The following is a 24,657-nucleotide window of genomic DNA, read 5'->3' on the forward strand; positions in this document are numbered from 1 at the left end:
GGTGATACCAGAACCCTGCCCCCTGCCAGGCGTTATGCAAACGCCGGCTGCAACTGCGGCAAAAACGCCGGCGGCGCATCCTCGGCCCGCTCGAACGTCACCATCTCATATGCTTCCTGATCCGCCAACAAAGCCCGCAACAGCTGGTTGTTCAGCCCGTGGCCGGATTTGTTGGCGACATAGGCACCAATCAAGGGATGGCCGACCACATACAGATCGCCGATCGCATCAAGGATCTTGTGGCGCACGAACTCGTCGCCGTAGCGCAGTTCCTCGTTGTTCAGCATCCGATGCTCGTCGAGCACGATGGCGTTATCCAGACTGCCGCCGCGCGCCAGCCCCATCTCCCGCAACGCCTCGACTTCGTGGGCGAAACCGAAAGTGCGGGCGCGGGCAATCTCGCGCACGTAACTGGTATCGGCGAAATCGATGGAGAAGGTCTGGCCGGTCTTGTCCACCGCGGGGTGACGGAAGTCGATGGTGAACGCCAGCTTGAAGCCGAAGTAAGGCTCCAGGCGCGCCAGCTTGTCGCCCTCGCGGACTTCCACGGCCTTCTTCACGCGGATAAAACGCTTGGGCGCGGACTGCTGCTCGATTTCGGCCGACTGCAGCAGGAAGACGAAGGATGCAGCGCTGCCGTCCATGATCGGGATTTCCTCGGCGTCGACATCCACGTACAGATTGTCGATGCCAAGGCCCGCGCAGGCGGACATCAAATGTTCCACGGTCGACACGCGCGCGCCATCCTTCTGCAGGACCGATGCAAGACGCGTATCGCCAATGGCTGACGCGCTCGCCGTAATCTCGACGGCTTCAGGCAGGTCGACGCGGGTGAATACGATACCGGCATCCACCGGAGCCGGGCGCAGCGTCAGCGTCACTTTGCGGCCCGAGTGCAAGCCTATGCCAACGGTCTTGACCAGAGATTTGATGGTGCGCTGTTTGAGCATGACGTTCTCAGCTATTATTAAAATCTATCAAGTACACTTTCTAATATAGCGATTTTACCATTGCTTCGTTTGCTGCGCTGCGCCACTTTGTTTCGGTCTGTTAGCACCGAAGAAATAACCCGCCATAAGTGTCCTTTAAAGCACCAGCTGGTTACCGAATGACACATTCACGTATTACGCGCGCAACGCCGCAAGCACCGCTTCAGCGCTGCTGACCTTGAATTCGCCAGGCGCTTCAAGCCACAGGTGGGTCACCACGCCATCGTCGATGACCATGGCGTAACGCTTGGAGCGTACACCCATGCCGCGTGCGGTAAGGTCCTGGTCCAGGCCCAGGCGGCGCGTCCACTCGGCGCTGCCATCGGCCATCATGCGCACCTTGCCTTCGGTGTTCTGCTCGCGGCCCCAGGCGCCCATGACAAAGGCATCGTTGACCGAGACGCACCAGACTTCGTCCACGCCGGCCGCGCGCAGCGCTTCGGCCTGCGCCACATAGCCCGGAACATGCTTGGCGGAGCAGGTGGGGGTAAAGGCGCCGGGCAGGCCAAACACCACGATCTTGCGGCCGCGAGCGAGTTCAGCGGCGGAGAAGGAGTTGGGCCCGAGGGCGCAGCCTCCGGTCTCGACCTCAAAGAACTCGTTCAGCGTGGCGTCGGGCACACGCGCTCCAATTTCGATCATGCTGTGTCTTCCTGTCTCGGTAAAAACCCTGTTTAGCATCATAGTGCGCCCGCCGCAGGTGCCCAAGTCTGACACTGCCCGGTATGCCGTAGGAATTGTCCGACATATCCAAGACTTTGGCTTGCGGAGGGAGCCTATGGCGCCGCGCGCAGATCTGCGCGGCACGCCAGACTCGTTTCCTGGGTGGCATTGATGGCGCCAGGCTCAAGGCCTCGAGGGCTTCAAGCCGCACTGCTTTTCAAATGGGTCCGCGTGCCGATCTTGCGATCGACGCGCGGACGACGGCACATCCCGGCCGGGATGGCGGGAGACCAGTCCGGGGAGGCGGCCGGAGGCACGCCTGTCCCGGCGACGGGATGCGACCTGAGGACGTCAGCGCGGGTGCGGCATGGCTGGCTGCTGGTCAGTCCACCGCCACCGGGCGCAACACGAGCGGATAGGGAGCGCTAGCGTGTTTCGCTGATCCGGGGCGGGGCCTGGCTGGCAGCCGGCCTTGCCGACACCTTGCCGAGCCAACTCAGTCCGCCTGCTTGCGCAGGAACGCCGGGATGTCGTACGTATCCACACCCTTTTCCTGCAACGCGGCCACGTGGGCGGACGCAGACTCGCGCGAGCTGCGCCATACCGCCGGCGTGTCCAGGTTGCTGTAATCGGGAGCGCTGCCGTGGCCGGCGTTCACGTTGCTGGTCATATTGCCCATCATCTGCACCGGCATATTGTCGGTACCGGTCTTGAGCAGGGTCATCGGCTGTTGCTTCTTGGCCGAACGGCCCAGGCCCGTCGCCACCACCGTCACGCGCAGCGCGTCGCCCATGGAATCGTCGTACACCGTACCGAAGATCACAGTGGCATCTTCCGCGGCATAACTGCGGATGGTGTTCATGACTTCCTTGGTTTCCGACAGTTTCAGCGAGCGGCTGGCCGTGATGTTGACCAGCACGCCGCGCGCGCCCGACAGGTCCACGCCTTCCAGCAGCGGGCTGGCGACAGCCTGCTCGGCAGCCAGGCGGGCGCGGTCCACGCCCGACACGGTAGCCGTGCCCATCATGGCCTTGCCCTGCTCGCCCATGACCGTCTTCACGTCTTCGAAGTCGACGTTCACCAGGCCATCGACGTTGATGATCTCGGCGATGCCCGCGACTGCGTTATGCAGCACGTCGTCGGCGCACTGGAAGCACTTGTCCATCTCGGCGTCGTCGCCCATGACCTCGAACAGCTTCTCGTTGAGCACAACGATCAGCGAATCGACGCAGGACTCCAGTTCGCCGGAACCGGCTTCCGCCACCTTGGCGCGGCGCGCGCCTTCGAACTCGAAGGGCTTGCTGACCACGCCCACGGTCAGGATGCCCATTTCCTTGGCAACCTGGGCCACGACCGGTGCAGCGCCGGTACCGGTGCCGCCGCCCATGCCGGCAGTGATGAAGACCATATGGGCACCACGCAGCGAGTCGGCGATCTGCTCGCGCGCCTGATCCGCGCAGTTGCGGCCGACCTCCGGCTTGGCGCCTGCCCCAAGGCCGGTGTTGCCGAGCTGCAGCACGCGCGAAGCGCTGGAGCGCTTGAGCGCCTGCGCATCGGTGTTCATGCAGATAAATTCGACGCCTTGCACGCCACGGCTGATCATGTGCTGCACAGCGTTGCCGCCCGCGCCGCCCACGCCGATCACCTTGATGATGGTGCCGTCCTGCAATTCCGTTTCGATCATGTCAAAGTCCATCACTGCCTCCAAGAAGAATCAGCCGCCAAACGCTGCAGCCTCCCCGCCGCAACCCTTGGTTACTGAACAACAAGAAACCATCAAAAGAAAACTGCCTGTTCAACGGCCCGCCCGCAATTCCGTGGACAGGCCCGCTATTCACTCAGTGCAATCCAATCGCCGGCAACGCTTAGAAATTGCCGACGAACCATTCCTTCATGCGGGTCCACACCTGCTTGACGGAACCGCTCTGCACCGCAACCTTGCGGCCGCGCATGCGTTGCACGCGGCCTTCGAGCAGTAGTCCCATTACGGTCGAATAGCGCGGACTCTTAACTACTTCGTGCAAATTTCCCCGATATTCCGGCACGCCGACCCGAACCGGTTTGAGGAAGATGTCCTCGCCCAGTTCCACCATGCCCGGCATCATCGCGGTGCCGCCAGTGATCACGACGCCCGACGACAGCAATTCCTCGTAGCCCGACTCGCGCACCACCTGGTGCACCAGCGAGTACAACTCCTCGATGCGCGGCTCGATCACCGCCGCCAGTGCCTGGCGCGACAGCGAGCGCGTGCCGCGGTCGCCTACGCCGGGGACCTCGATCATGTCTTCCGGATCGGCGATAGCCTGCTTGGCGATGCCATACTGAATCTTGACGTCTTCGGCATCGGGCGTAGGCGTACGCAGCGCCATGGCGATGTCGTTGGTGATCTGGTCACCGGCGATGGGGATCACGGCCGTATGCCGGATCGCGCCTTCGCTGAAGATGGCGATATCGGTCGTGCCGCCGCCGATGTCGACCAGCACCACGCCCAGTTCCTTCTCGTCCTCGGTCAGCACCGCCAGGCTCGACGCCAGCGGCTGCAGGATCAGGTCGTGCACCTCCAGGCCGCAGCGGCGCACGCACTTGACGATGTTCTGCGCCGCGCTGACCGCGCCGGTGACGATATGCACCTTCACTTCCAGCCGGATGCCGCTCATGCCAATCGGCTCGCGCACGTCTTCCTGGCCGTCGATGATGAATTCCTGCGTGAGAATGTGCAGGATCTGCTGGTCGGTCGGGATATTGACCGCCTTGGCGGTCTCGATCACCCGGGCCACATCGGTCTGGGTGACCTCCTTGTCCTTGATCGCCACCATGCCGCTGGAATTGAAGCTGCGGATATGGCTGCCGGCAATGCCGGTGAACACTTCGGAAATCTTGCAGTCGGCCATCAGCTCAGCCTCTTCCAGCGCCCGCTGGATGGACTGCACGGTGGCCTCGATATTGACCACGACCCCTTTCTTCAGCCCCTTGGACTCTGACTGGCCCATCCCGATCACTTCGTAGCTGCCGTCGGGGCGCAACTCCGCCACTACCGCGGCCACCTTGGAAGTGCCGATATCGAGACCGACCAGTAGGTCCTTGTATTCCTTGCTCATCGGTTTTTCTCCGCGTTCTTACTCTTGAGTCGCGTCGGATTGTTATTCGGATTGGTGTTGGTACTTGTACTCGTACTTGTATTCGTGCTGGCGCCGGCGGGTTTCGCCTTGGCAGCCGCCGCTGCCTGGGCGTCAGTCAGGAACCGCACGTTGGCCGCGCGGATGGCGAACCCGTTGGGGTAGCGCAGGTCCGCGTACTCGATCTGCTTGCCCCACTGCTCGGTGACCTGGGGCCAGGCCACGACGAATCGCTTGACGCGCTGCGCCATGGCGTCGCGCTCCTCGTCGTTCTGTTCGCGCCCGAGCTCCAGCACCATGCCGTTGGACAATTTGGTGCGCCAGGCATAGCGAGACGACAGCGTGACCGCCAGCGGCTCGACCTTGAGCGGCTTGAACCATTCGCGCATGGTCTCCAGCCTGTCGACCACGTCGCCCTCGCTGTCCGGCGGGCCGTCGAGCGCGAGCAACTGGGCATCTTCCTCGGCTTCCGCCGGGTTGGCGACGAACACTTCGCCATAGGTGTTGATAAGGCGGCTACTGTCGGCGTTGCCCCACGTACCGAGCGCTTCGTGCTCCTCGACCTCGACCGCCAGCCCGTTGGGCCATTCGCGGCGGACGCTGGCGCGGCGCACCCAGGGCACCGACTCGAAAATCTGCCGCGCCTCGTTGAGATCGAGCGTGAAGAAGCTGCCCGACAGCTTGCCCAGCGCGTTGGCGCGCACGCTCGGCGCATTGACATGCCGCAGTGAGCCGCCTTCCATCGGCGCCAGCTCGACGTGCGTGATGGCAAATACCGGCCGATGCGCCAGCCACAGCAGGCCGGCCGCGAACGCCATCACCGCCACCAGCGCGTAGAGCGTGGAAGCGATCAGGTTGAGCAGGCGAGTGTTGTGCCACATGGCTTAGCGTTGTTCCGGTTCCGGTCGGTCGGGTTGCAGTGTTTGTCCAGTGCTCAATCGGGTTTCCAGGCCTCGCTGGGATGCAGGTCCAGCGTGGCGGCCGCGGTCACCTGCATGACGAAATCCTCGTAGCTGATGCCCACCGCGCGCGCCGCCATCGGCACCAGCGAATGGCCGGTCATGCCGGGCGAAGTATTCATCTCGAGCAGGAAAGGCTTGCCGTCGGCGCCCAGCATCACGTCGGCGCGCGCCCAGCCGCGGCAACCCAGCACGCGGAAGGACTGCACAGCCAGGCGCCGGACCTCGGCTTCCACGTCGTCCGGCAGGCCCGACGGGCACAGATATTGGGTATCGTCAGTAAAGTACTTATTTTGATAGTCGTAGTTCGCGCCGGGCGCGACGATGCGGATCACCGGCAGGGCTTCGGCGCTGGCGCCCTCCCCGACTATCGGACAGGTCAGCTCGGCGCCGTCGATGAAAGTCTCGGCAATGACGTCGTTGTCCAGCGCCGCGGCTTTCTCGAAGGCGGCACGCATCTGGCCGGACTCGGTCACCTTGGTCAGGCCGATCGACGAACCCTCGCGCGCCGGCTTGACGATGAGCGGCAGGCCCAGGTCGGCGGCAACGGCGTCGAAATCCGTATCGGCATGCAGCATGGCAAAGCGCGGCGTGGGCAGGCCATGGGTCATCCACAGGCGCTTCGTTGCCTGCTTGTCCATGGCCAGCGCCGAGGCCAGCACGCCGCTGCCGGTGTAGAGCACGCCCAGTTGCTCCAGCAGGCCCTGGATGGTGCCATCCTCGCCGTAGCGGCCGTGCAGGGCGATAAAGACGCGATCGAAACCGGCCGTGGCCAACTCGGCCACCGACTGCAAGCCGGGATCGAAGGCATGGGCATCGACGCCGCGCGAGCGCAGCGCGGCCAGCACGCCGTTGCCAGACAGCAGTGAAATCTCGCGTTCGGCCGAGCGGCCGCCGAGCAGCACGCCGACCTTGCCCAGCGATTTGGGATCGATATTGGGATGGGCGACGAAACTCATGCCTGCCCCCCCGCCTGTTGCGAAACCAGTTGTCCGGGCACGGTGCCGATCGTGCCGGCGCCCATTGTCACCACCACGTCGCCGGGCCGGGCGGCATTCAGGATAGCCTGCGGCATTTCGTCGATCTGCTCCACAAAAACGGGTTCAACCTTGCCGGCCACGCGCAGCGCGCGCGTCAGCGCGCGGCCGTCGGCGGCCACAATCGGGGCTTCGCCGGCGGCATAGACCTCGGCCAGCAACAGCGCATCCACGGTGCCCAGCACCTTGATGAAATCTTCAAAGCAATCGCGCGTGCGGGTAAATCGGTGCGGCTGGAATGCCAGCACCAGCCTGCGTCCGGGGAACGCACCCCGCGCCGCCGCCAGCGTCGCGGCCATCTCGACCGGGTGGTGGCCGTAGTCGTCGACCAGCGTGAAGGTGCCTTCGCTCCTGGTTTCGCCCTGCGCATCCGTGCTGACGCAAGCGACTTCGCCATAGCGCTGGAAGCGGCGTCCCACGCCGTGGAACTCGCGCAGCGACTTGACGATGGCGGCATCGGGCACTTCCAGTTCGGTCGCGATGGCGATGGCCGCCAGCGCGTTCTGGATATTGTGCATGCCGGGCAGGTTCAGCACCACATCCAGCGGCGCCTCGGCATGGCTGTTGAGCTGGCGCAACACGGTGAAGTGCATCTGGCCGTCGACCGCGCGCGCATTGACCGCGCGGATCTGCGCGTCCTCGGCAAAGCCGTAGCGCACGATCGGCTTGGAGACGAACGGCATGATCTCGCGCACGTTGGGATCGTCCACGCACAGCACGGCGATGCCGTAGAACGGCAGGCGCTGGGTGAATTCCACGAACGCCTGCTTGAGCCGGGCGAAGTCGTGCCCGTAGGTGTCCATGTGATCGGCGTCGATATTGGTAATGACCTCGATCACCGGGAACAGGTTCAGGAACGAGGCATCCGACTCGTCGGCCTCGGCCACGATGAAGTCGCCCGTACCCAGGCGCGCGTTGGCGCCCGCCGAATTCAAGCGGCCGCCAATCACAAAGGTGGGATCGAGCCCGCCTTCGGCCAGCACCGACGCCACCAGGCTGGTGGTGGTGGTCTTGCCGTGGGTGCCGGCGATGGCCACGCCCTGCTTCAGGCGCATCAGCTCGGCCAGCATCACCGCGCGCGGCACCACCGGGATGCGCTTGGCGCGCGCAGCCAGCACCTCGGGGTTGTCGTTGGTGACGGCGGTGGACACAACCACGGCATTGGCGCCGTTGATGTTGGCGGCGTCGTGGCCGTGCATCACGGTCGCGCCCAGCGATGCGAGGCGCCGCGTGGCGGCATTGCTGCCCACGTCGGACCCTGAGACCTTGTATCCCTGGTTCAACAGGACCTCCGCGATGCCGCTCATGCCGGCGCCGCCGATGCCTACGAAGTGGATGTTCTTGACGATGTGCTTCATGAATCCGTTGTATCAATCCCTGGCCATCTGGCTGCAGATCTCCGCCACGCGCCGGGTTGCTTCCGGCTTGGCAAGACCACGCGCCTGATGCGCCATCTCTTTGAGTCGGGGCCGCGACAGCGAGGCCAGCGTCTGCGCCAGCCCGCTCGCGGTCAGTTCGTTCTGCTGGACCAGCAAGGCGGCATCCTGGCTCGACAGGAATTTCGCATTGGTGGTCTGGTGGTCATCGACCGCATGCGGGAAAGGCACGAACAGTGCCGCCACGCCTGCCGCCGCCACCTCCGACACGGTCATCGCGCCCGCGCGGCAGATCACCAGATCCGCCTCGGCGTAGGCCGCTGCCATGTCGTCGATAAAGGGCAATGCTTCCGCCGCCACGCCGGCGGCCTGGTAATTGGCGCGCAGCGTGTCGATCTGCTTGGCGCCGGCCTGGTGCCTGACCAGCGGGCGCTCGCCTTCCGGCAGCAGCGCCAGCGCCTTCGGCACGACTTCGTTGAGCGCCGCAGCGCCCAGGCTGCCGCCCACCACCAGCAGCCGCAACGGGCCGCTGCGGCTGTCGTAGCGCTGCTCGGGCGCCGGCATCCGCGCGACTTCGTCACGCACCGGGTTGCCGGTCCACTCGCTGTCCGGCAGCGCGTTCGGGAAGGCGCACAGCACCCGGTCCGCGACCTTCGCCAACACCTTGTTGGCCAGACCGGCGATCGAATTCTGCTCATGCAGCACCAGCGGCCGGCCCAGCAGCGAGGCCATCATGCCGGCCGGGAAGGTGATATAGCCGCCCATGCCCAGCACCACATTGGGCCGCACCCGGCGCAGCGCCTGCACGCTTTGCCAGAAGGCGCGCAACAGGTTCAGCGGCAGCATCAGCTTGGTCAGCGGACCCTTGCCGCGCAAGCCGCCGAACTGGATGAACTCCATCGGGATGTCGTACTTGGGCACCAGCGTGGCTTCCATGCCCGTCCGGTTGCCCAGCCACACGACGCGCCAGCCCTGCTCGCGCAACGCGCGCGCGACCGCCAGCCCGGGGAAGACATGCCCCCCGGTGCCGCCGGCCATCACGAGCAGGGTGCGCGGTGCGGTCATACTTTCCCTCCGCGCATCATGACGCGATTCTCATAGTCGATGCGCAGCAGGATCGCCAGCGCCACGCAGTTCATCAAAATGCCCGAGCCGCCGTAGCTCACCAGCGGCAGGGTCAGCCCCTTGGTGGGCAGCAGGCCCAGGTTCACGCCCATATTGATAAAGGTCTGCCAGCCGATCCAAATGCCGACGCCCTTGGCCACCAGGCCCGCAAAGGTGCGGTCGAGCTGCAGGGCGGTACGGCCGATCTCGAAGGCGCGGCGCACCATCCAGTAGAACAGCACGATCACCACCAGCACACCCACAAAGCCGAATTCCTCGCCAATCACGGCGAGGATGAAGTCGGTATGCGCCTCGGGCAGGTAGTGCAGTTTCTCAATACTGCCGCCCAGCCCCACCCCGGTCCACTCGCCGCGGCCGAAGGCGATCAGCGAGTGGGTGAGCTGGTAGGCCTTGCCGAGCGCGTTGGCCTCTTCCCACGGGTTTAGATAGGCGAAGATCCGCTCGCGCCGCCATGGCGACGCCGTGATCAGCAGCGCAAAGGCGCCCACCGCCACGCCGACCAGACCGGCGAACAGCTTGCCGTTGATGCCGCCCAGGAACAGGATGCCCATGGCGACCGTGGCCACCACCAGGAAGGCGCCCATGTCGGGCTCCAGCAGCAGCAGCATGCCCACCACCACCACGGCCACGCCCATCGGCAGAAAGCCCTTGCCGACGTTCTGCATCCACTCCTGCTTGCGCACGGTGTAGTTGGCGGTGTACAGCACCACCGCCAGCTTCATGAACTCGGACGGCTGGAAGTTCATGATGCCGAGCGGAATCCAGCGCCGCGCGCCATTCACGCCCTTGCCCACGAAGGGCACCAGCACGAGGATCAGCATCACCAGCGCGATCACGAACAGCTTGGGCGCGTACTTGTCCCAGAACTTGACCGGGATCTGGAAGGCCAGCAAGCCCATGGACAGCCCGATGAACAGCGCGAACGCATGTCGTGCGAGAAAATGGCTTTCACGGTAGTTGGCGTACCGAGGCGAGTCCGGCAGCGCGATCGAGGCCGAGAAGACCATCACCAGGCCAAGCGCGAGCAGCACGATCGCCACCCACAGCAGCGGCTGGTCGTACTCCATCATGCGCGAGCGCGTCGGCTTGACGCCGGACACCGCATCGCGCAATCCGCCCCAGGCGTTGCCGATGGTGGCTCCGATAAAGCCGCTGCGCTTGACCGGTGCGTCGCTCATGGCACGATCCCCCTGGACATCGCCAGTTCTTCCACCGCGACACGAAAGACTTCGGCGCGATGCACATAGTTACGGAACATGTCGAGGCTGGCGCACGCCGGCGACAGCAGCACCGCATCGCCGCCCTGCGCCGCAGTGGCAGCCAGGCTGACAGCCTGTTCGAGCGTGACGGCGTCGGCCAGCGTGACGCCGGTATCCTGCAGCGCGCGGCGCAGCTCGCCCGCATCCTTGCCGATCAGCACCACGGCGCGGGCGTACTGCGCCACCGGCGCGGCCAGCGGCGAGAAATCCTGCCCCTTGCCTTCGCCGCCGGCAATCAGCACCACGCGCTTGTCCAGCCCGGACAGCGCGGCCACGGTGGCGCCCACATTGGTGCCCTTGCTGTCATCGAAAAACTCGACGTCGTCGATCGTGGCGACCCACTCCACCCGGTGCGGCTCGCCGCGGTATTCCCGCAGGCCGTGCAGCAAGGCGTTCAGCGGCAGGTCGATGGCGCGGCACAGCGCCAGCGCGGCCATCGCGTTGGTGGCGTTGTGCATGCCGCGGATATGCAGCGCGTCCGCCGGCATCAGGCGCTTGTGGCGCACCGGAACGGCTTCCGCTTCTTCGGCGGCGGCGGCCTTGCGGCGGCGCGGCTTGTTCTCGCCGTCGGATTCGCTATCGGGTTCCGCCACCACCAGCCAGGGCATGCCGCCCTCCCGCAGCACGCCGAAGCTGCCCGGTACCTCGGGCAGGTCGGTGCCGAAAGTCACCGGCGCCGTGCCGGGGCGCGCCATGTCCAGGCTCAGGCGGTCGTTGCGGTTCAGGATCTGCACGCAGCCAGCTTCACCCGGCGCCGGGGCCGGGCCGAAGATGCGGGCCTTGGCGGCGGCATAGGCTTCCATGCTGCCGTGCCAGTCAAGATGGTCCTGGGTGATATTGAGCACCGTGGCGGCATGCGGCGCCAGCGTGTGCGTGGTTTCCAGCTGGAAGCTCGACAGCTCCAGCACCCAGACCTCGGGCAGCGTGGCCGAGGCGATGCAGGCAGCCAGCTTGTCCAGCGCCGACGGGCTGATGTTGCCCGCCACCGCCACGCTCTTGCCGGCGCGCTCGACCAGGCGGCCGGTCAGCGCGGTGGTCGTCGTCTTGCCATTGGTACCGGTGATTGCCAGCAGCTTCGGCGCATAGCCCGACTCCGCCTGAAGGTGCGCCAGCGCGCGCGCGAACAGCTCGATCTCGCCCCACACGGGAATCCCGCGCTCGCGCGCCGCGGCCAGCAGCGCGGCAGTGGCGCTTTCCAGCGGCGACAGGCCGGGGCTGATCGTCACCAGTTCGATGCCGTCCAGCAGTGCGTCCGTGAAGGCACCACCATGAAATTCGGCCGAAGGCAGCTCGGCTTGCAGGAAGACCAGGTTGGCAGGCGCCTCGCGCGTGTCGGCAACGCGCACGGGCGCGCCATACTGGCCGCACCAGCGCGCCATCGCCAGGCCCGATTCGCCGAGGCCCAGCACCAGCACATGAGGTTTTTGCAACTCGCCAAACACTTCGATTCCCGCCTTTTTCGTTTCTGCGTTGATAGATGTGCGCCAGTTCAGCGCAACTTGAGCGACGACAGCCCGATCAGCACCAGCAACATGGTGATGATCCAGAAGCGCACCGTCACCTGCGTTTCCTTCCAGCCCGACAATTCAAAGTGGTGATGCAGCGGCGCCATCTTGAACAACCGCCTGCCCTCGCCGTAACGCCGCTTGGTGATCTTGAACCAGGTCACCTGCAGCATCACCGACAAGGTTTCCACCACGAAGATGCCGCCCATCACGAACAGCACGATCTCCTGGCGCACGATCACCGCCACCGTGCCCAGCGCGCCGCCCAGCGCCAGCGCGCCGACGTCGCCCATGAAGACCTGGGCCGGATGGGCGTTGAACCAGAGGAAGGCCAGGCCCGCCCCCGCCATCGCCGAACAAAAGATCAGCAACTCGCCAGCCCCCGGGATATGCGGGAACAGCAGGTATTTGCTGTAGACCGAACTCCCCATCACGTAGGCAAATACACCCAGCCCGCTGCCGACCAGCACTACGGGCATGATCACCAGCCCGTCCAGGCCGTCGGTCAGGTTCACCGCATTGCTCGAACCCACGATCACCAGGTAGGTCAGCACGATAAAGCCGGCCACGCCCAGCGGATAGCTCACTTCCTTGAAGAAGGGCACGATCAGGTTGGACTTGTAGGGCATGTCGAGCGACAGTCCGCCTTCGACCCAGCCCAGGAACAGGTCCCACACCCGCACATTGCTGCTTTCCGACACCGAAAATGCCAGGTAGACCGCGGCCACCAGGCCGATCAGGGTCTGCCAGAAAAACTTCTCGCGGCTCGACATGCCGCGCGGATCGCGATAGACCACCTTGCGGTAATCGTCCACCCAGCCGATCGCACCGTAGCCGAAGGTCACCAGCATCACGACCCAGATGAAACGATTGCCCCAGTCGCACCACAGCAACGTGGAGATGGCGATCGACACCAGCACCAGCACACCGCCCATGGTGGGCGTGCCGGCCTTGACCAGATGCGACTGCGGGCCGATGGTGCGCACCGCCTGGCCAATCTTGAGTTCGGTCAGCTTGCGGATCACCCAGGGTCCAAGGCCGAGCCCGATCAAAAGCGCGGTGAGGTTGGCCATCACCGCGCGGAAGGTCAGGTAATTGAAGACCCGCAGGAAGCTGTAGTCGTTTTGCAGCCACTGGGCCAGAGCCAATAACATCTTGTTTCCGTATTCCTTTCGACAACCGCCCGGCGTGGCCGGGCTATCTGATTGCTTGATTAAGTGTTGATGACGATTAATGCGCGGGAGTGTCTGCGACCAGCGCATCCACCATCCGTTCCATCCGCATGAACCGAGATCCCTTCACAAGTACCGCGCTTGCTGTCGCCACGGTACCGTCCTTGTCTTCCGCCAACGCCTGCGCGAGGTCTTCAGCGCGTTCGTAATGCCGGGCCTGCGCGCCAAAGGCCTGCACCGCGTGCACCACTGCCGCGCCCGTCGCCCATAGCGTCTCGATGCCGCGGGCGCTAGCATAGGCGCCGATCTCCGCATGGAAAGCCGGCCCCTGGTCGCCCACTTCGCCCATATCCCCCAGCACCAGCAGGCGCGGCGCGGCAAACCCGGCGAGCACGTCGATGGCCGCGCGCACCGAATCGGGATTGGCGTTGTAGCTATCGTCGATCACCAGCGTGCCGCCGGCAGCGTGCTTGAGCTGCAGCCGTCCCTTGACCGCGGCAAACCCGGCCAGGCCGGAGCGAATCGCCTCAACGCCCACGCCGGCGCCCAGCGCGCAGGCGACCGCCGCCAGCGCGTTACGCACGTTGTGGGTGCCAAGCACCGACAGGCGGACCTCGAACGCGGCGCCCGGCGCGCGTACCTGCATCACTTGCACCCCATCTTCCAGATGCACGCCGGCGCTGACATCGGCGCCCGCATCCAGGCCAAACGACAGCACGCGCCGCTGGCCGGCCGCCTGCCGCCAGATGCCGGCGTGTGCCCCGCCGCCCTCGGCGTCGAGCGGAAACACCGCCACGCCGTCGGCGGGCAATGCCGCGATGGCCGCCGCATGCTCGTGCGCCACGGCCTCGACGCTCACCATGAACTCCTGGTGCTCGCGCTGGGCATTGGTCACCACGGCCACGGTGGGCTGGGCGATGCCGGCCAGGTAAACCGTCTCGCCCGGGTGGTTCATGCCCAGTTCGAGCACGGCGAGCCGGTGCGCGTCAGTCAGGCGCAGCACGGTCAGCGGCAAACCGATATCGTTGTTCAGGTTGCCGCCGGTGGCGAGCCTGGCGCCCTCCCCTACCGCCGCGGCGAAGATCGCCGCGATCATTTCCTTGACCGTGGTCTTGCCGTTGCTGCCCGTCACCGCAACCGCGGGCAGGTTGAAGCGGCGGCGCCAGCCAGCTGCCAGCTGGCCCAGCGCAAGGCGGGTATCGGGCACCACGATGGCGGGAATGCCAAGACCAGCATCGGGTTCGCGCTCCACCAAGACCGCGGCAGCTCCACGCGCCACCACATCGGCCAGGAAGTCATGCGCATCGAAGCGCTCGCCCCTGAGCGCGACTAAGAGGTCGCCGGGCTGGACCGTGCGGCTGTCGGTAAGCACGCGCGAGAAGGCGCGGCTGGCGGCGCCATCCGGCCCGGAAATACGCGCGCCGGCGATCCAGCCGGCGGCTTGCTGCAGATCAGTCATGGTGAGTTGCGTCATGCCGACACCCCACGCGTACCCAGCGTCAGCCGGACGTGCTCGCGGTCGGAGAATGGCCGCTTGCGGCCATGCACCTCCTGGGTGGCTTCGTGCCCCTTGCCGGCCACCAGCACCACGTCGGCCGCGGTAGCGTGCTTGATGGCGTACAGGATGGCGGCGGCCCGGTCTTCGATCAGGTGGGTGTGGCTGTGGTCGTCGATGCCATCGGCGATCGCGTTCAGGATGTCCAGCGGGTCTTCGCTGCGCGGGTTGTCGCTGGTCAGCACGACTTCGTCGGCAAGGCGCGCGGCCACCGCGCCCATCAGCGGGCGCTTGATCGGATCGCGGTCTCCGCCGCAGCCGAACACGCACCACAGCCGGCCCTTGCGCGCCTGCGCCACGGGGCGCAGGGCGGCCAGGGTTTTTTCCAGCGCGTCCGGCGTGTGGGCGTAATCGACCACCGCCAGCGGGCCATCCTGGCCGCCGTGGCTGCCACCGAACAACTCCATGCGGCCGTCGACCGGCCTGAGCGTGCGCAGCGCGTCGATGGCTGCAGCCCACTCGATGCCGCTGGCGAGCGCAGCGCCGAGCACGGCGAGCAGGTTGCTGACATTGAACTCGCCGATCATCGGCGTGGCGACATCGGCGCTGCCGAAGCTGCCGTCGACATGGAAGGCGGTGCCGGCAGCCGTGGCGCGCACGCCGGTGGCGCGCAGCCACTGGCCGCCCTTGCGGGTTGCGCCGGCGGCGCCGTCGATGCCGTATTCGATCACCTGCCCGGTGGCCAGCGTGCCCGCCAGCAGGCGCCGGCCCATGGCGTCGTCACGGTTGATCACGGCCGCGCGCAGGCCGGGCCATTGGAACAGCAAAGCCTTGGCCGCCTCGTACTCGGCCATGGTGCCATGGTAATCGAGATGGTCCTGCGTCAGGTTGGTCAGCACCGCCACGGCGAAGTGCGTGCCGGCCACCCGGCCCTGCTCGAGCCCGTGCGAGGACACTTCCATCGCCACGGCTCGCGCGCCGGCGGCGTTCAGTTCCGCCAGGCTGTCCTGCAACTGCACCGCGTCGGGCGTGGTGAAACCGGTAGCCGCGAGCGCATCAGGAAAACCGGTGCCAAGGGTGCCGATGGTGGCGCAGCGCATGCCGGCCACCTGCAGCGCGCGCGCCAGCCACTGGCTGCACGAAGTCTTGCCATTGGTACCCGTGATGCCGGTCACCGCGAGATCCCGCGCGCCGTTGCCGTACCAGCCCGCGGCGATCGGGCCGGCGAGCTGCTGCAGGCCGGACACACCAAGGTGCGGCACGGTCTCCGCATGCGGCCAGGCAAAGCCGTCGGCCTCGTAGACGATCGCGCTGGCACCGCGGGCGATGGCCTGGGCGATGTGCGGGCGCCCATCGGTCGACAGGCGCTCGTTGCCGAGCACGTAGGCGAAGAAGACGTCGCCCTGGGTCAGCCGGCGCGTGTCGCCGGTCAGCCTGGCGCCGGCCGGCGCGTGCTGGCGCAACCAGTCCAGCGCATCGCCGGCCTGTGCGGCCACTTCGAGGGGGAGCAGCGGCTGGCTCATTGCGTCGCGCTCCACGGTTCGCTTTCCTGCACCTTGTCGCTAACCACGAGTTGTCGGATCGGCGAATCCGGCTGCACATTGAGTGCACGCAGCGCGCCGCCGGTAATCGCCGCGAAAGCCGGGCCCGCCACGGCGCCGCCGTAGTGGCTGCCGGAGGTGGGCTCGTCCACGCTGACGGCCACAATCACGCGCGGATTCGACATCGGCGCTAGGCCGATGAAGGAGGCGCGATACTTGCTGCGGTCGTAGCCGCGGCCAACATGCTTGTAGGCGGTGCCGGTCTTGCCGCCCACCCGGTAGCCCATCACCTGGGCCTCGGGCGCGGTGCCGCCGGGCGCTGTCACGGTCTCGAGCATGGCCCGCACCTGGCGCGCCACTTCGGGCGACAGCACGCGCTCGCCGGAAACCGGGCCATTGGTACGGAACATCGTGACCGGGATCAGTTCGCCGTCATGGGCGAAGATGGTGTAGGCATGGGCGATCTGGAAGAGCGACACGGACAGGCCGTAGCCATAGGACATGGTCGCCTGCTCGATGGGCCGCCAGCTCTTGAACGGGCGCACCCGGCCCGCCACCGCGCCCGGGAAGCCGATCTTGGGCGCCTGCCCCAGGCCCAGGCTGGTATACATATCCCACATTTCCTGCGGCTTGAGCAGCATCGCGATCTTGGTCGTGCCGATGTTGCTCGACTTCTGGATAATGCCGGCGACCGTCAACGACCCGTAGTTATGGGTGTCGCTGATGGTGGCGCCTTCGTAATTGAACTTGCCGGTAGTGACGAAGACCGTCGACGGGGTGACGCGCTTAAGCTGCAGTGCGAGGCCGACCGTGATCGGCTTCATCATCGAGCCCGGCTCGAAGGTATCGGTCAGTACCCGGTTGCGCAGCTGTTCGCCCGACAGCCGGGTGCGGTCGTTGGGGTTGTAGGTCGGCCAGTTGGCCAGCGCCAGCACCTCGCCGGTCTGCGCGTCGAGCACCACGGCGCTGGCCGCCTTGGCCTTGCTGCGCTCGACGATGGCCTTGACCTCGTTGTGGGCCAGGTACTGGATCTTGGCGTCAATCGAGAGCTGCTGGTCCTCGCCGTCGCGCGGCGTCTTGAGGATGCCCACATCCTCCACCACGCGGCCGAGGCGGTCCTTGATCACCTGGCGCGCACCGGACTTCCCGGCCAGCACAGCCTCGCGCGCCAGTTCCACGCCTTCCTGGCCCCGGTCTTCCACATTGGTAAAGCCGACGATGTGCGCCATCGCCTCGCCCTCCGGGTAGAAGCGCTTGTATTCGCGGGTCTGGTGAATGCCGTCGATCTTGAGCGCGGCGATCTTGTCCGCGGCGTCCGGCAGCACCTGGCGCTTCAGGTAAACGAAGCTCTTGTCCTCCGTAAACTTGCGGCGCAGTTCCTTGTCACTCATGTCGAGCAGCTTGCTCAACTGGCGAATCTTGTCCGCGTCGATTTCGTCCGGAACGTCCTCTGGGACCGCCCAGATCGCCTTCACGGGAAGGCTGGTAGCCAGCACCAGGCCATTGCGGTCGAGGATCTTGCCGCGCGTTGCCGGCAGTTCAAGGGTGCGCTGGAATCGCTTCTTGCCCTCGGCCTCATAGAACTGGTTGCCCGGACCCTGGATCCACAGCGCGCGTCCGGCCAAGGCGACGAAGGCGGCAAACATCATGAATACCACCAGCTTGGAGCGCCACATCGGCAGGCGCAGGCCAAGCACGGGGCTGGCCGCGAACTGGCCGGTGCGTGGGCGCGAAGGGTTTCCGCGCTGGGCGTTTTGCGAGGGCCGGGCGATGGTCATGGCTTACTCCCCTCCGGCGCGGCGGCCGCAGGCGCGCTCGCAGGTGGCGCATCAAGCGCCACGCCGGCCAGATATTGGGTCCTGCCGGGAAGTACCGGCGTCATCTTCAGCTGCGTGCGCGCCGCTTCGGCAATGCGTGCGCTCTTGCCAAGCGCGCTCTGCTGGTACTGCAAGCGGGACCAGTCGATGTCGAGCTGCTTTTCTTCCGCCTGCGCGCGCTCGTAGGCGACGAACAGGGTCCGGGCCTGGTGCTGAGCGCTCACGAGCGAGAGCGCGCACAGCATCAGTGCTGCCAGCAGGAAGAAGGTCAGGCGGTTCATGCTCGGCCCGCCTGCTCGGTGGATACGGATACGGCGGGCAGCTTCTCGGCCACGCGCATCACGGCCGAGCGCGCGCGCGGGTTGGCTGCGATCTCTTCGGCGCCCGGCTTGACCCGGCCGAGCAGCCTCAGCGTGGGTTGCGGCAACTGGTCCGCGCGCAGGGGCGCGCGGCGCATGGCGGGGTCGGCGTTCTGCTGCGGACGGGCGTGCGCCTGCATGAACCGCTTGACGATGCGGTCCTCAAGCGAGTGAAAGCTGATGACCACCAGCCGCCCTCCTGCCTGCAACAAGTCGTAAGCCGCGCTCAGGCCTCTTTCGAGGTCCGCAAGCTCTTGATTGACGTGAATCCGTAGAGCCTGAAAGGTGCGGGTCGCAGGGTCCTGACCCTTCTCGCGTGTTTTGACGGCTTTCGCCACGAGCGAGGCAAGCTCGGCAGTAGTGGTGAGAGGTCCGCCATGGCCGGGTTCGCTCCTGCGAGCAACAACCGCCTTTGCAATCTGTACAGCAAACCGTTCTTCCCCATAGTCCCGTATCACCCTCGCGATGTCTTGCTCATCCGCTTGCGCCAGCCATTGCGCGGCGGTAATGCCGCGCGTGGTGTCCATGCGCATGTCCAGCGGTCCCTCGAAGCGAAAGGAAAAGCCCCGCTCCGCATCGTCGATCTGGGGCGAGCTGATCCCCAGGTCAAGCAGTATCCCGGTCACCTTGCCGCGTCCTGCCAGCCGGTCCGACATCTCGGCGAAGCTGGTGTGCTCAATGGAGAAGCGGGCATCCTTGATGGTGCCCGCCTCTGCGATTGCTGCCGGATCCTTGTCGAATGCCACCAGGGCCCCGGCCGGGTCCAGCCGGGCCAATATTGCCCGGCTGTGCCCCCCTCTGCCGAAGGTGCCGTCCACGTAGACGCCATCCGGCCGCCAGACCAGGGCTTCGACAGCCTCGTCCAGCAACACGGTGCGATGGCGCAGGGCGGTGGTCCCTGGCGTTTGGGTTGAGCTCATGACCTCGTCAGAAAGAGAAGTTCTTCAATGCATCCGGCATGCCCTGTGCCATCGCCTGCTGTTCCTTGGCGGCGTAGGTTGCGGCGTCCCAGACTTCGAAATGGCTGCCCATTCCAAGCAGCATGACTTCCTTGTCGAGCATGGCGGCATTGCGCAGTTCGGGGGCAATCAGCACCCGGCCCGCGCCGTCCATGTCGACGTCAGCGGCATTGCCCAGGAAGATGCGCTTCCACCAATGCGCGTCCATCGGCAAGGCCGCAATGCGACTACGGAAGTTTTCCCATTCAGGGCGGGGAAACAGCAACAGGCAGCCGTCCGGGTGCTTGGTCAGCGTCACCCGGCCTTCGGCCTGCTGTTGCAGCGCTTCACGGTGCCGCGCCGGAATCGACATCCGGCCCTTGGCATCCAGTGACAGCGCCGATGCTCCCTGAAACAAGCTAGCCCCCCGATCCGCGCCGGCATCTTTACCGCCGGTTGGCGCGTGAATCCTTCGGAATCCGACGTTGGGCGATGATCCCACAGCCGGACTACCTTTTCACACAAAAATACACTTCCTCACACTATTTCCCACTTTAGAGGAAGCGATTTGTCGGGTCAAGGCTCGCCGCAAGGCAACAAACCGGGTTTTTTGAATTAGAACAATGACTTAGCGCGCACACTTCACGCACCGAAAAAGTGAATCCCTAATGAAATGAAGATCTTATGGAGGAAAGCAGAGAAACCACCTGAGAACAGCGGGGGGAGGAACTGCCTGCAGCACGAAATTCAGCCACGCGGGACCGATGGAAGGATACAACGTTTTGGCGTCTACCCTGCGTACGGAGGGTGTCCGTTGACGCGCTGCGTACGCAGGGTGCCCGTTGCTGCGCTGCGCGAGGCAACTGCGCGTGGTGAGCGGCGAATGCCGCGGGGATTCATCCTGCGCCGTACCGTAGCGCCGTCAGATCCGGTACGCGGCGGTGGTCATGACCCGGGAGGCTGCTCGCATCATCGCCCGCACCGGTGCGGGCAGCGGCATGCCACCCGCCTCGCGGGCGGCGGCGCCGTGGCGGACCTCATCGTCGCGCATCTGTTCCAGGATCGCGCGCGAGCGGGCGTCGGCAACGGGAATCTGTTCGAGATGGCCGTTAAGGTGCTGCTCGACCTGATACTCGGTCTCGGACACGAAACCCAGGCTGACCCCGTCGCCTGCCCGCCCTGCAGCCCAGCCGATGGCAAACGCGCCGGCATACCAGAGCGGGTTGAGCAGGCTCGGACGCGAGCCAAGCTCACGCAGACGCTCGGCGCACCAGCCGAGGTGGTCTTCTTCCTCGCGCGCGGCCTCGTCCATCTGCGCGCGCACCTGCGCGGTCCGCGCGGTCAGCTTCTGCGCCTGGTAGAGAGCCTGCGCGCAGACCTCGCCCACGTGGTTGACCCGCATGAGCCCGGCCACATGGCGGCGTTGCGACTGGTCGAGGCTGTCCGTATCCGGCGCGAGGGTTTCCGCCGGATTGGCGCGGCTGGCACGGGTGACGCCTGCGATCGCGCGCAAGGCCACATCGAATTCGCGAATCAAGTTATCCATGAATGCATCGCTGGTGGTTGCTCGGGCCAGGCGTGCCGCCCGCTCCCGCCGCGGCGGGCACAACGCTTGTGAAATCGCCCCGGGATTTCCCGCATTGTACCGCGAGCGCATCGCGCCCCGCCCTGCAGCCAGCCCCCGCCAAGCCAGCGCCTGCCGCATCCGATACTCCAAAACCCTGAGTTGTGAAAAGTTGACAAGGGCAGTCGCCCCGATTGTGAAAAGAAGGCGGTTTGTTACAGTACTTGGCAGCTTCTGACGAAGTTGGGTAAGCGGTGCATGGAGACTCAGGAGGTTTCTCCGCTGACCACCAATAATTCTTACATGGAGATCATCGAGCATGAAAAAATCGCTTCTCGCGCTGGCTGCGCTGGGTGCATTTGCGAGTGCCGCACAGGCACAGTCCAGCGTGACGCTGTACGGCGTGGCGGATATGAACCTCGAATACGTCAGTCACATGGGCTCGCAAACTCCGACGATTGCCAACGGCTTTAATGCCGGCCAGGGCAATAACCTGTACCGCATGTCGTCCGGCGGCCTGTCCGGTTCGCGTTGGGGTCTGCGTGGCGTTGAAGACCTGGGCGGCGGCCTGAAGGCCCTGTTCGTGCTCGAAAGTGGTTTCGGCCTTGACAACGGCACGCTTCAGCAGGGCAGCCGCATGTTCGGTCGTCAAGCGTACGTCGGCCTGGAAAGCGCCCAGGCTGGCCGCTTCACCTTCGGTCGCCAGTACACCACACTGTTCGACCTGCTCGCCAACTTCTCGCCCAGCGGCTATGCCACCCAGTATGAACCGGTGGTGGCCCAGCTCGGCCTGAACTTCCGCTCGGACAATACCGCCAAGTACACCGGCGTATTCGGCCCGGTAACAGCCATCGCCCACTGGTCGTTCGGCAACGGCGTTGCCGGCAACGGCGAAGTCCCGGGACAATTCCGCCGCGATACGGGCTACGGCGCCGGTGCAGCATACGCTGCCGGTCCGTTCGGCGTGACCGTCGCCTACGACCAGTACAACCCGACCCTAAGCGCGGCCGGCGACACCGGCACCTTCAAAAAGGCCGCAGTAGCAGGCAGCTATGCCTTCGGCGCGGCCAAGATCATGGGCGGCTATCGTTGGGGTCAGTCCAAGGCGCAGAACGGCACGGCCCTGCTGCGTGACAACTACTACTGGATTGGCGCTAACTATCAGGTCCTGCCGGCGTTGGGCCTGACGCTGCAGTACACCTACGACGACGTTATCAAGCTGAACAATGTGAACGTCACGAACCCTTGGCAGATCGGGTTCATCGCCGACTACAACCTGTCCAAGCGCACCGACGTCTACCTGACCACCGCATTCTCGAAGAATGCAGGCCTGAACTTCGACACCTCGGCGATCAGCTTCGCCAATGGCTACTTCCTCGGCACCGGCAAGAACACCATGATCGGCGCGGCCGTGGGTATCCGCCACAAGTTCTGATCGCATCCGCGTTCTTTTGCAAAGGCACCTTCGGGTGCTTTTTTGCTTTCCGGCCGCGCCTCGCGCTCCTTCCTAGGGCATCACCCCATCGGCACTTTGTTATGCCGACACTACAATGCAGCAGCCTCTTCGGCCGCGTTCAAATCGTGCCGTGCGGCCGCAGCCAAAACCAACAAGGAGACAGCCCATGCACCGCACCCGCCGCCGCGCGGCCCAGATGCTGCTGGCCACTATCGCCGGCGCATGCCTTGGCGCCTTCGCCTGGCAAGCCCCCGCGCTGGCCGCCGACCCTTACCCCAACAAGCCGATCCGACTGGTGGTTCCGTTCCCCGCCGGCGGCACCACCGACATCCTCGCCCGCGCGGTGGCCGCCGAACTGTCGAAGCTGCAGGGATGGAATGTGGTGGTCGACAACCGGCCGGGCGCGGGGGGCAACATCGGCGCCGACATGGTCGCCAAGGCAGCGCCGGATGGCTACACGCTGCTGATGGGTACGGTCGGCACGCATGGCATCAACCAGTCGCTCTATGGCAAGTTGCCATTCGACCCGATCAAGGACTTCGCACCCATCACCGAGGTGGCCTCCGTGCCGAATGTGCTGGTGGTCAATCCGGCCTTCGCCCAGCAGAACCGCATCAACAGCGTCAACGACCTGATTACCTACGCGCGCGCCAATCCCGGCAAGCTCAATATGGCATCGAGCGGCAACGGCACCTCGATCCATCTCGCCGGCGAGTTGTTCAAGACCCAGACCCGTACCTTCATGGTGCACTTCCCCTACAAAGGCAGCGGCCCGGCACTGACCGACCTGGCCGGGGGCACCATGCAGCTGATGTTCGACAACCTGCCTTCGTCGATGGCGCTGATCAAGTCCGGCAAGCTCAAGGCGCTGGCAGTCACCAGCGCCAAACCCTCTCCGGCGCTGCCCGGCGTGCCGACGGTGGCCGAAGCGGGTCACCTGCCCGGCTTCGAGGCCAGTTCCTGGTTCGGCCTGCTGGCACCCGCAGGCACACCGCACGACATCGTCGCGCGCATCCAGCAGGAAGTCGCCCGCTCGCTAGCCACGCCAGCGGTGCGGGAGAAGATGCAGGCCCAGGGCGCGGAGCCGGTCGGCAATACGCCGGAGCAGTTCGCGGCCTTTATTCGCGCCGAACACGCCAAGTGGGCCAAGGTCGTCAAGGATTCGGGCGCCAAGGTGGATTGAGGCCCCTTGCGGCCCGTGGCGGCACGCGAGCGCATATACTTGAGGCATCAAACAACCTGCGTGCCGCGATGCCCATCACACCTGCCGCCGAAGCTGCCGGGAGCTCCGGGACCTCCGCAATCCCTGAGAAGGCCGGCGCCGAAGAGGCGCCGGTCGATCTCGAAACCCGCGCCGAAGACACCACCCATGATGCCCTGCGCCTGTGGCTGCGGCTGCTGACCTGCACCAACCTGGTCGAGTCCGACATCCGCTCGCGCCTGCGCCAGGATTTCGCCTGTACCTTGCCGCGCTTCGACCTGATGTCCCAGCTCGACCGCCATCCCGAAGGCCTGAAGATGGGCGAGCTGTCGCGCCGCATGATGGTCACCGGCGGCAACGTCACCGGCATCACCGACCAGCTCCAGCAGGAAGGCCTGGTTTCGCGCGAGGCGCTGCCAAGCGATCGCCGCGCCTACCTGATCCGGCTCACCCCGGCCGGGCGCACGGCGTTCTCCAGGATGGCGCGCGCGCATGAGGCATGGATCGAGCAGTTGTTCAGCGGCCTGCCGCAAGCCGACCGGCGCGCGCTGTTCCGCCTGCTGGGCAAGCTCAAGGCTGGCCTGGTGAGCGCATGAACACACGCCGGCCGGGACTGCCCGCGCTTGCCGCCTTGCTGCTGCCACTGCTATTGGCAGCCGCCTGCCAGAGCGCGCCGCCGGGGCCGCAGATCACGCCGCTCAATGCCACGATCAAGCTTGGGCGCATCAGCGCGAAGACGCTGGCAGGCCGGGTCGATGTACCGGATGCAGGCGCGGTGAACTCCGCGGTAGGCGTTGGTGGCGCGGCCTGGGGCGGCGGCGGCTGGAGCGGCGGCAGCGTTGGTTTTTCCATCGACCTGAACCAGTTGCTGAACCCGCCGCTGCGGCCACAGATGGACCTGTACCAATACGTGGTGGTGGCCCTCGATGGCAGCAGCATCACCGTCAATGGTCCGGCGGCGCCTGGCCTGGAGCCGGGGGCCTGCGTACGGATGGTCTATCCCGATGGCGCTCTCGAGCCGCGGCTTGCGCCTTCGCGCGAATGCTGACGAATCCCCGCGCCAAATGAAAAACGGCCTCCGCGCG

22 protein-coding genes are annotated in these 24,657 nt (G+C 65.7%); 4 read left to right on the forward strand and 18 right to left on the reverse strand.

Annotated features, from left to right (window positions below; genetic code table 11):
- Nucleotides 1-32: 32 nt before the first annotated feature.
- The 18 genes from lpxC to coq7 all read right to left on the reverse strand — a co-directional run bounded on the left by lpxC (nt 33) and on the right by coq7 (nt 20,897).
- On the reverse strand, nt 33-950 hold the full coding sequence (lpxC, locus tag ACZY0R_RS34145; protein WP_045237180.1) for a UDP-3-O-acyl-N-acetylglucosamine deacetylase: 918 nt from the start codon (nt 948-950) through the stop codon (nt 33-35).
- A gap of 174 nt (nt 951-1,124) precedes the next feature.
- Nucleotides 1,125-1,631 carry a peroxiredoxin gene (locus tag ACZY0R_RS34150; RefSeq protein ID WP_488864730.1) on the reverse strand — a complete coding sequence of 169 codons (507 nt, stop codon included), beginning with the start codon at nt 1,629-1,631 and terminating at the stop codon, nt 1,125-1,127.
- 517 nt (nt 1,632-2,148) lie between these two features.
- Nucleotides 2,149-3,348, reverse strand: coding sequence for a cell division protein FtsZ (gene ftsZ / locus ACZY0R_RS34155; protein WP_488864732.1), 1,200 nt, complete (start codon nt 3,346-3,348; stop codon nt 2,149-2,151).
- Between the two features lie 169 nt (nt 3,349-3,517).
- A complete protein-coding gene (ftsA, locus tag ACZY0R_RS34160) occupies nt 3,518-4,750 on the reverse strand; it encodes a cell division protein FtsA (protein ID WP_035875601.1) in 1,233 nt (410 codons plus the stop codon).
- Nucleotides 4,747-5,649, reverse strand: coding sequence for a cell division protein FtsQ/DivIB (locus ACZY0R_RS34165; RefSeq protein WP_488864734.1), 903 nt, complete (start codon nt 5,647-5,649; stop codon nt 4,747-4,749). The genes ftsA and ACZY0R_RS34165 overlap by 4 nt, the downstream gene beginning before the upstream one ends.
- 53 nt (nt 5,650-5,702) lie before the next feature.
- Entirely contained in the window at nt 5,703-6,686 is a 984-nt protein-coding gene (locus ACZY0R_RS34170) for a D-alanine--D-alanine ligase (protein WP_488864736.1), read from the reverse strand.
- Nucleotides 6,683-8,122 (reverse strand): UDP-N-acetylmuramate--L-alanine ligase, encoded by a 1,440-nt coding sequence (gene murC / locus ACZY0R_RS34175; RefSeq protein WP_488864738.1) that lies wholly within the window; start codon nt 8,120-8,122, stop codon nt 6,683-6,685. The genes ACZY0R_RS34170 and murC overlap by 4 nt, the downstream gene beginning before the upstream one ends.
- Before the next feature lie 12 nt (nt 8,123-8,134).
- Nucleotides 8,135-9,205, reverse strand: a complete 1,071-nt coding sequence (gene murG / locus ACZY0R_RS34180) for an undecaprenyldiphospho-muramoylpentapeptide beta-N-acetylglucosaminyltransferase (protein ID WP_035875611.1) — start codon at nt 9,203-9,205, stop codon at nt 8,135-8,137.
- Complete coding sequence (ftsW, locus tag ACZY0R_RS34185; RefSeq protein WP_035875613.1) at nt 9,202-10,443, reverse strand: putative lipid II flippase FtsW; 1,242 nt, start codon at nt 10,441-10,443, stop codon at nt 9,202-9,204. Before ftsW ends, murG begins: the two co-directional genes overlap by 4 nt.
- Nucleotides 10,440-11,966: a UDP-N-acetylmuramoyl-L-alanine--D-glutamate ligase gene (murD, locus tag ACZY0R_RS34190; protein WP_488864741.1), complete on the reverse strand. Its 1,527-nt coding sequence runs from the start codon at nt 11,964-11,966 to the stop codon at nt 10,440-10,442. Before murD ends, ftsW begins: the two co-directional genes overlap by 4 nt.
- A 47-nt stretch (nt 11,967-12,013) precedes the next feature.
- Nucleotides 12,014-13,183, reverse strand: coding sequence for a phospho-N-acetylmuramoyl-pentapeptide-transferase (gene mraY, locus ACZY0R_RS34195; RefSeq protein ID WP_035875618.1), 1,170 nt, complete (start codon nt 13,181-13,183; stop codon nt 12,014-12,016).
- Between the two features lie 76 nt (nt 13,184-13,259).
- Entirely contained in the window at nt 13,260-14,675 is a 1,416-nt protein-coding gene (locus ACZY0R_RS34200) for a UDP-N-acetylmuramoyl-tripeptide--D-alanyl-D-alanine ligase (protein ID WP_488864744.1), read from the reverse strand.
- On the reverse strand, nt 14,672-16,219 hold the full coding sequence (locus tag ACZY0R_RS34205) for a UDP-N-acetylmuramoyl-L-alanyl-D-glutamate--2,6-diaminopimelate ligase (protein WP_488866339.1): 1,548 nt from the start codon (nt 16,217-16,219) through the stop codon (nt 14,672-14,674). The genes ACZY0R_RS34200 and ACZY0R_RS34205 overlap by 4 nt, the downstream gene beginning before the upstream one ends.
- Complete coding sequence (locus ACZY0R_RS34210; protein ID WP_488864746.1) at nt 16,216-18,015, reverse strand: peptidoglycan D,D-transpeptidase FtsI family protein; 1,800 nt, start codon at nt 18,013-18,015, stop codon at nt 16,216-16,218. The genes ACZY0R_RS34205 and ACZY0R_RS34210 overlap by 4 nt, the downstream gene beginning before the upstream one ends.
- On the reverse strand, nt 18,012-18,335 hold the full coding sequence (ftsL, locus tag ACZY0R_RS34215; RefSeq protein WP_488864748.1) for a cell division protein FtsL: 324 nt from the start codon (nt 18,333-18,335) through the stop codon (nt 18,012-18,014). The genes ACZY0R_RS34210 and ftsL overlap by 4 nt, the downstream gene beginning before the upstream one ends.
- On the reverse strand, nt 18,332-19,333 hold the full coding sequence (gene rsmH, locus ACZY0R_RS34220; RefSeq protein WP_488864750.1) for a 16S rRNA (cytosine(1402)-N(4))-methyltransferase RsmH: 1,002 nt from the start codon (nt 19,331-19,333) through the stop codon (nt 18,332-18,334). Before rsmH ends, ftsL begins: the two co-directional genes overlap by 4 nt.
- Before the next feature lie 7 nt (nt 19,334-19,340).
- Nucleotides 19,341-19,769, reverse strand: coding sequence for a division/cell wall cluster transcriptional repressor MraZ (mraZ, locus tag ACZY0R_RS34225; protein ID WP_035875627.1), 429 nt, complete (start codon nt 19,767-19,769; stop codon nt 19,341-19,343).
- A gap of 504 nt (nt 19,770-20,273) precedes the next feature.
- Nucleotides 20,274-20,897, reverse strand: a complete 624-nt coding sequence (coq7, locus tag ACZY0R_RS34230) for a 2-polyprenyl-3-methyl-6-methoxy-1,4-benzoquinone monooxygenase (RefSeq protein WP_488864753.1) — start codon at nt 20,895-20,897, stop codon at nt 20,274-20,276.
- A 337-nt stretch (nt 20,898-21,234) separates the two neighbouring features.
- On the opposite strand from coq7, the gene ACZY0R_RS34235 reads away from it, so the two are divergent.
- The 4 genes from ACZY0R_RS34235 to ACZY0R_RS34250 all read left to right on the forward strand — a co-directional run bounded on the left by ACZY0R_RS34235 (nt 21,235) and on the right by ACZY0R_RS34250 (nt 24,620).
- Nucleotides 21,235-22,350: a porin gene (locus tag ACZY0R_RS34235; protein WP_488864755.1), complete on the forward strand. Its 1,116-nt coding sequence runs from the start codon at nt 21,235-21,237 to the stop codon at nt 22,348-22,350.
- 187 nt (nt 22,351-22,537) lie between these two features.
- Complete coding sequence (locus ACZY0R_RS34240) at nt 22,538-23,554, forward strand: Bug family tripartite tricarboxylate transporter substrate binding protein (protein ID WP_447435746.1); 1,017 nt, start codon at nt 22,538-22,540, stop codon at nt 23,552-23,554.
- A 68-nt stretch (nt 23,555-23,622) separates the two neighbouring features.
- Complete coding sequence (locus ACZY0R_RS34245) at nt 23,623-24,168, forward strand: MarR family winged helix-turn-helix transcriptional regulator (protein ID WP_488864757.1); 546 nt, start codon at nt 23,623-23,625, stop codon at nt 24,166-24,168.
- Nucleotides 24,165-24,620, forward strand: coding sequence for a hypothetical protein (locus ACZY0R_RS34250; protein ID WP_488864759.1), 456 nt, complete (start codon nt 24,165-24,167; stop codon nt 24,618-24,620). The genes ACZY0R_RS34245 and ACZY0R_RS34250 overlap by 4 nt, the downstream gene beginning before the upstream one ends.
- Nucleotides 24,621-24,657: the final 37 nt, after the last annotated feature.

This window comes from Cupriavidus sp. F041 (assembly GCF_057814235.1).

Coding starts and splice junctions, on each gene's coding strand:
- lpxC (WP_045237180.1), bottom strand. CDS start 950: ATGCTCAAACAGCGCACCATCAAATCTCTGGTCAAGACCGTTGGCATA.
- ACZY0R_RS34150 (WP_488864730.1), bottom strand. CDS start 1,631: ATGATCGAAATTGGAGCGCGTGTGCCCGACGCCACGCTGAACGAGTTC.
- ftsZ (WP_488864732.1), bottom strand. CDS start 3,348: ATGGACTTTGACATGATCGAAACGGAATTGCAGGACGGCACCATCATC.
- ftsA (WP_035875601.1), bottom strand. CDS start 4,750: ATGAGCAAGGAATACAAGGACCTACTGGTCGGTCTCGATATCGGCACT.
- ACZY0R_RS34165 (WP_488864734.1), bottom strand. CDS start 5,649: ATGTGGCACAACACTCGCCTGCTCAACCTGATCGCTTCCACGCTCTAC.
- ACZY0R_RS34170 (WP_488864736.1), bottom strand. CDS start 6,686: ATGAGTTTCGTCGCCCATCCCAATATCGATCCCAAATCGCTGGGCAAG.
- murC (WP_488864738.1), bottom strand. CDS start 8,122: ATGAAGCACATCGTCAAGAACATCCACTTCGTAGGCATCGGCGGCGCC.
- murG (WP_035875611.1), bottom strand. CDS start 9,205: ATGACCGCACCGCGCACCCTGCTCGTGATGGCCGGCGGCACCGGGGGG.
- ftsW (WP_035875613.1), bottom strand. CDS start 10,443: ATGAGCGACGCACCGGTCAAGCGCAGCGGCTTTATCGGAGCCACCATC.
- mraY (WP_035875618.1), bottom strand. CDS start 13,183: ATGTTATTGGCTCTGGCCCAGTGGCTGCAAAACGACTACAGCTTCCTG.
- ACZY0R_RS34200 (WP_488864744.1), bottom strand. CDS start 14,675: ATGACGCAACTCACCATGACTGATCTGCAGCAAGCCGCCGGCTGGATC.
- ACZY0R_RS34205 (WP_488866339.1), bottom strand. CDS start 16,219: ATGAGCCAGCCGCTGCTCCCCCTCGAAGTGGCCGCACAGGCCGGCGAT.
- ACZY0R_RS34210 (WP_488864746.1), bottom strand. CDS start 18,015: ATGACCATCGCCCGGCCCTCGCAAAACGCCCAGCGCGGAAACCCTTCG.
- ftsL (WP_488864748.1), bottom strand. CDS start 18,335: ATGAACCGCCTGACCTTCTTCCTGCTGGCAGCACTGATGCTGTGCGCG.
- rsmH (WP_488864750.1), bottom strand. CDS start 19,333: ATGAGCTCAACCCAAACGCCAGGGACCACCGCCCTGCGCCATCGCACC.
- coq7 (WP_488864753.1), bottom strand. CDS start 20,897: ATGGATAACTTGATTCGCGAATTCGATGTGGCCTTGCGCGCGATCGCA.
- ACZY0R_RS34235 (WP_488864755.1), top strand. CDS start 21,235: ATGAAAAAATCGCTTCTCGCGCTGGCTGCGCTGGGTGCATTTGCGAGT.
- ACZY0R_RS34240 (WP_447435746.1), top strand. CDS start 22,538: ATGCACCGCACCCGCCGCCGCGCGGCCCAGATGCTGCTGGCCACTATC.
- ACZY0R_RS34245 (WP_488864757.1), top strand. CDS start 23,623: ATGCCCATCACACCTGCCGCCGAAGCTGCCGGGAGCTCCGGGACCTCC.
- ACZY0R_RS34250 (WP_488864759.1), top strand. CDS start 24,165: ATGAACACACGCCGGCCGGGACTGCCCGCGCTTGCCGCCTTGCTGCTG.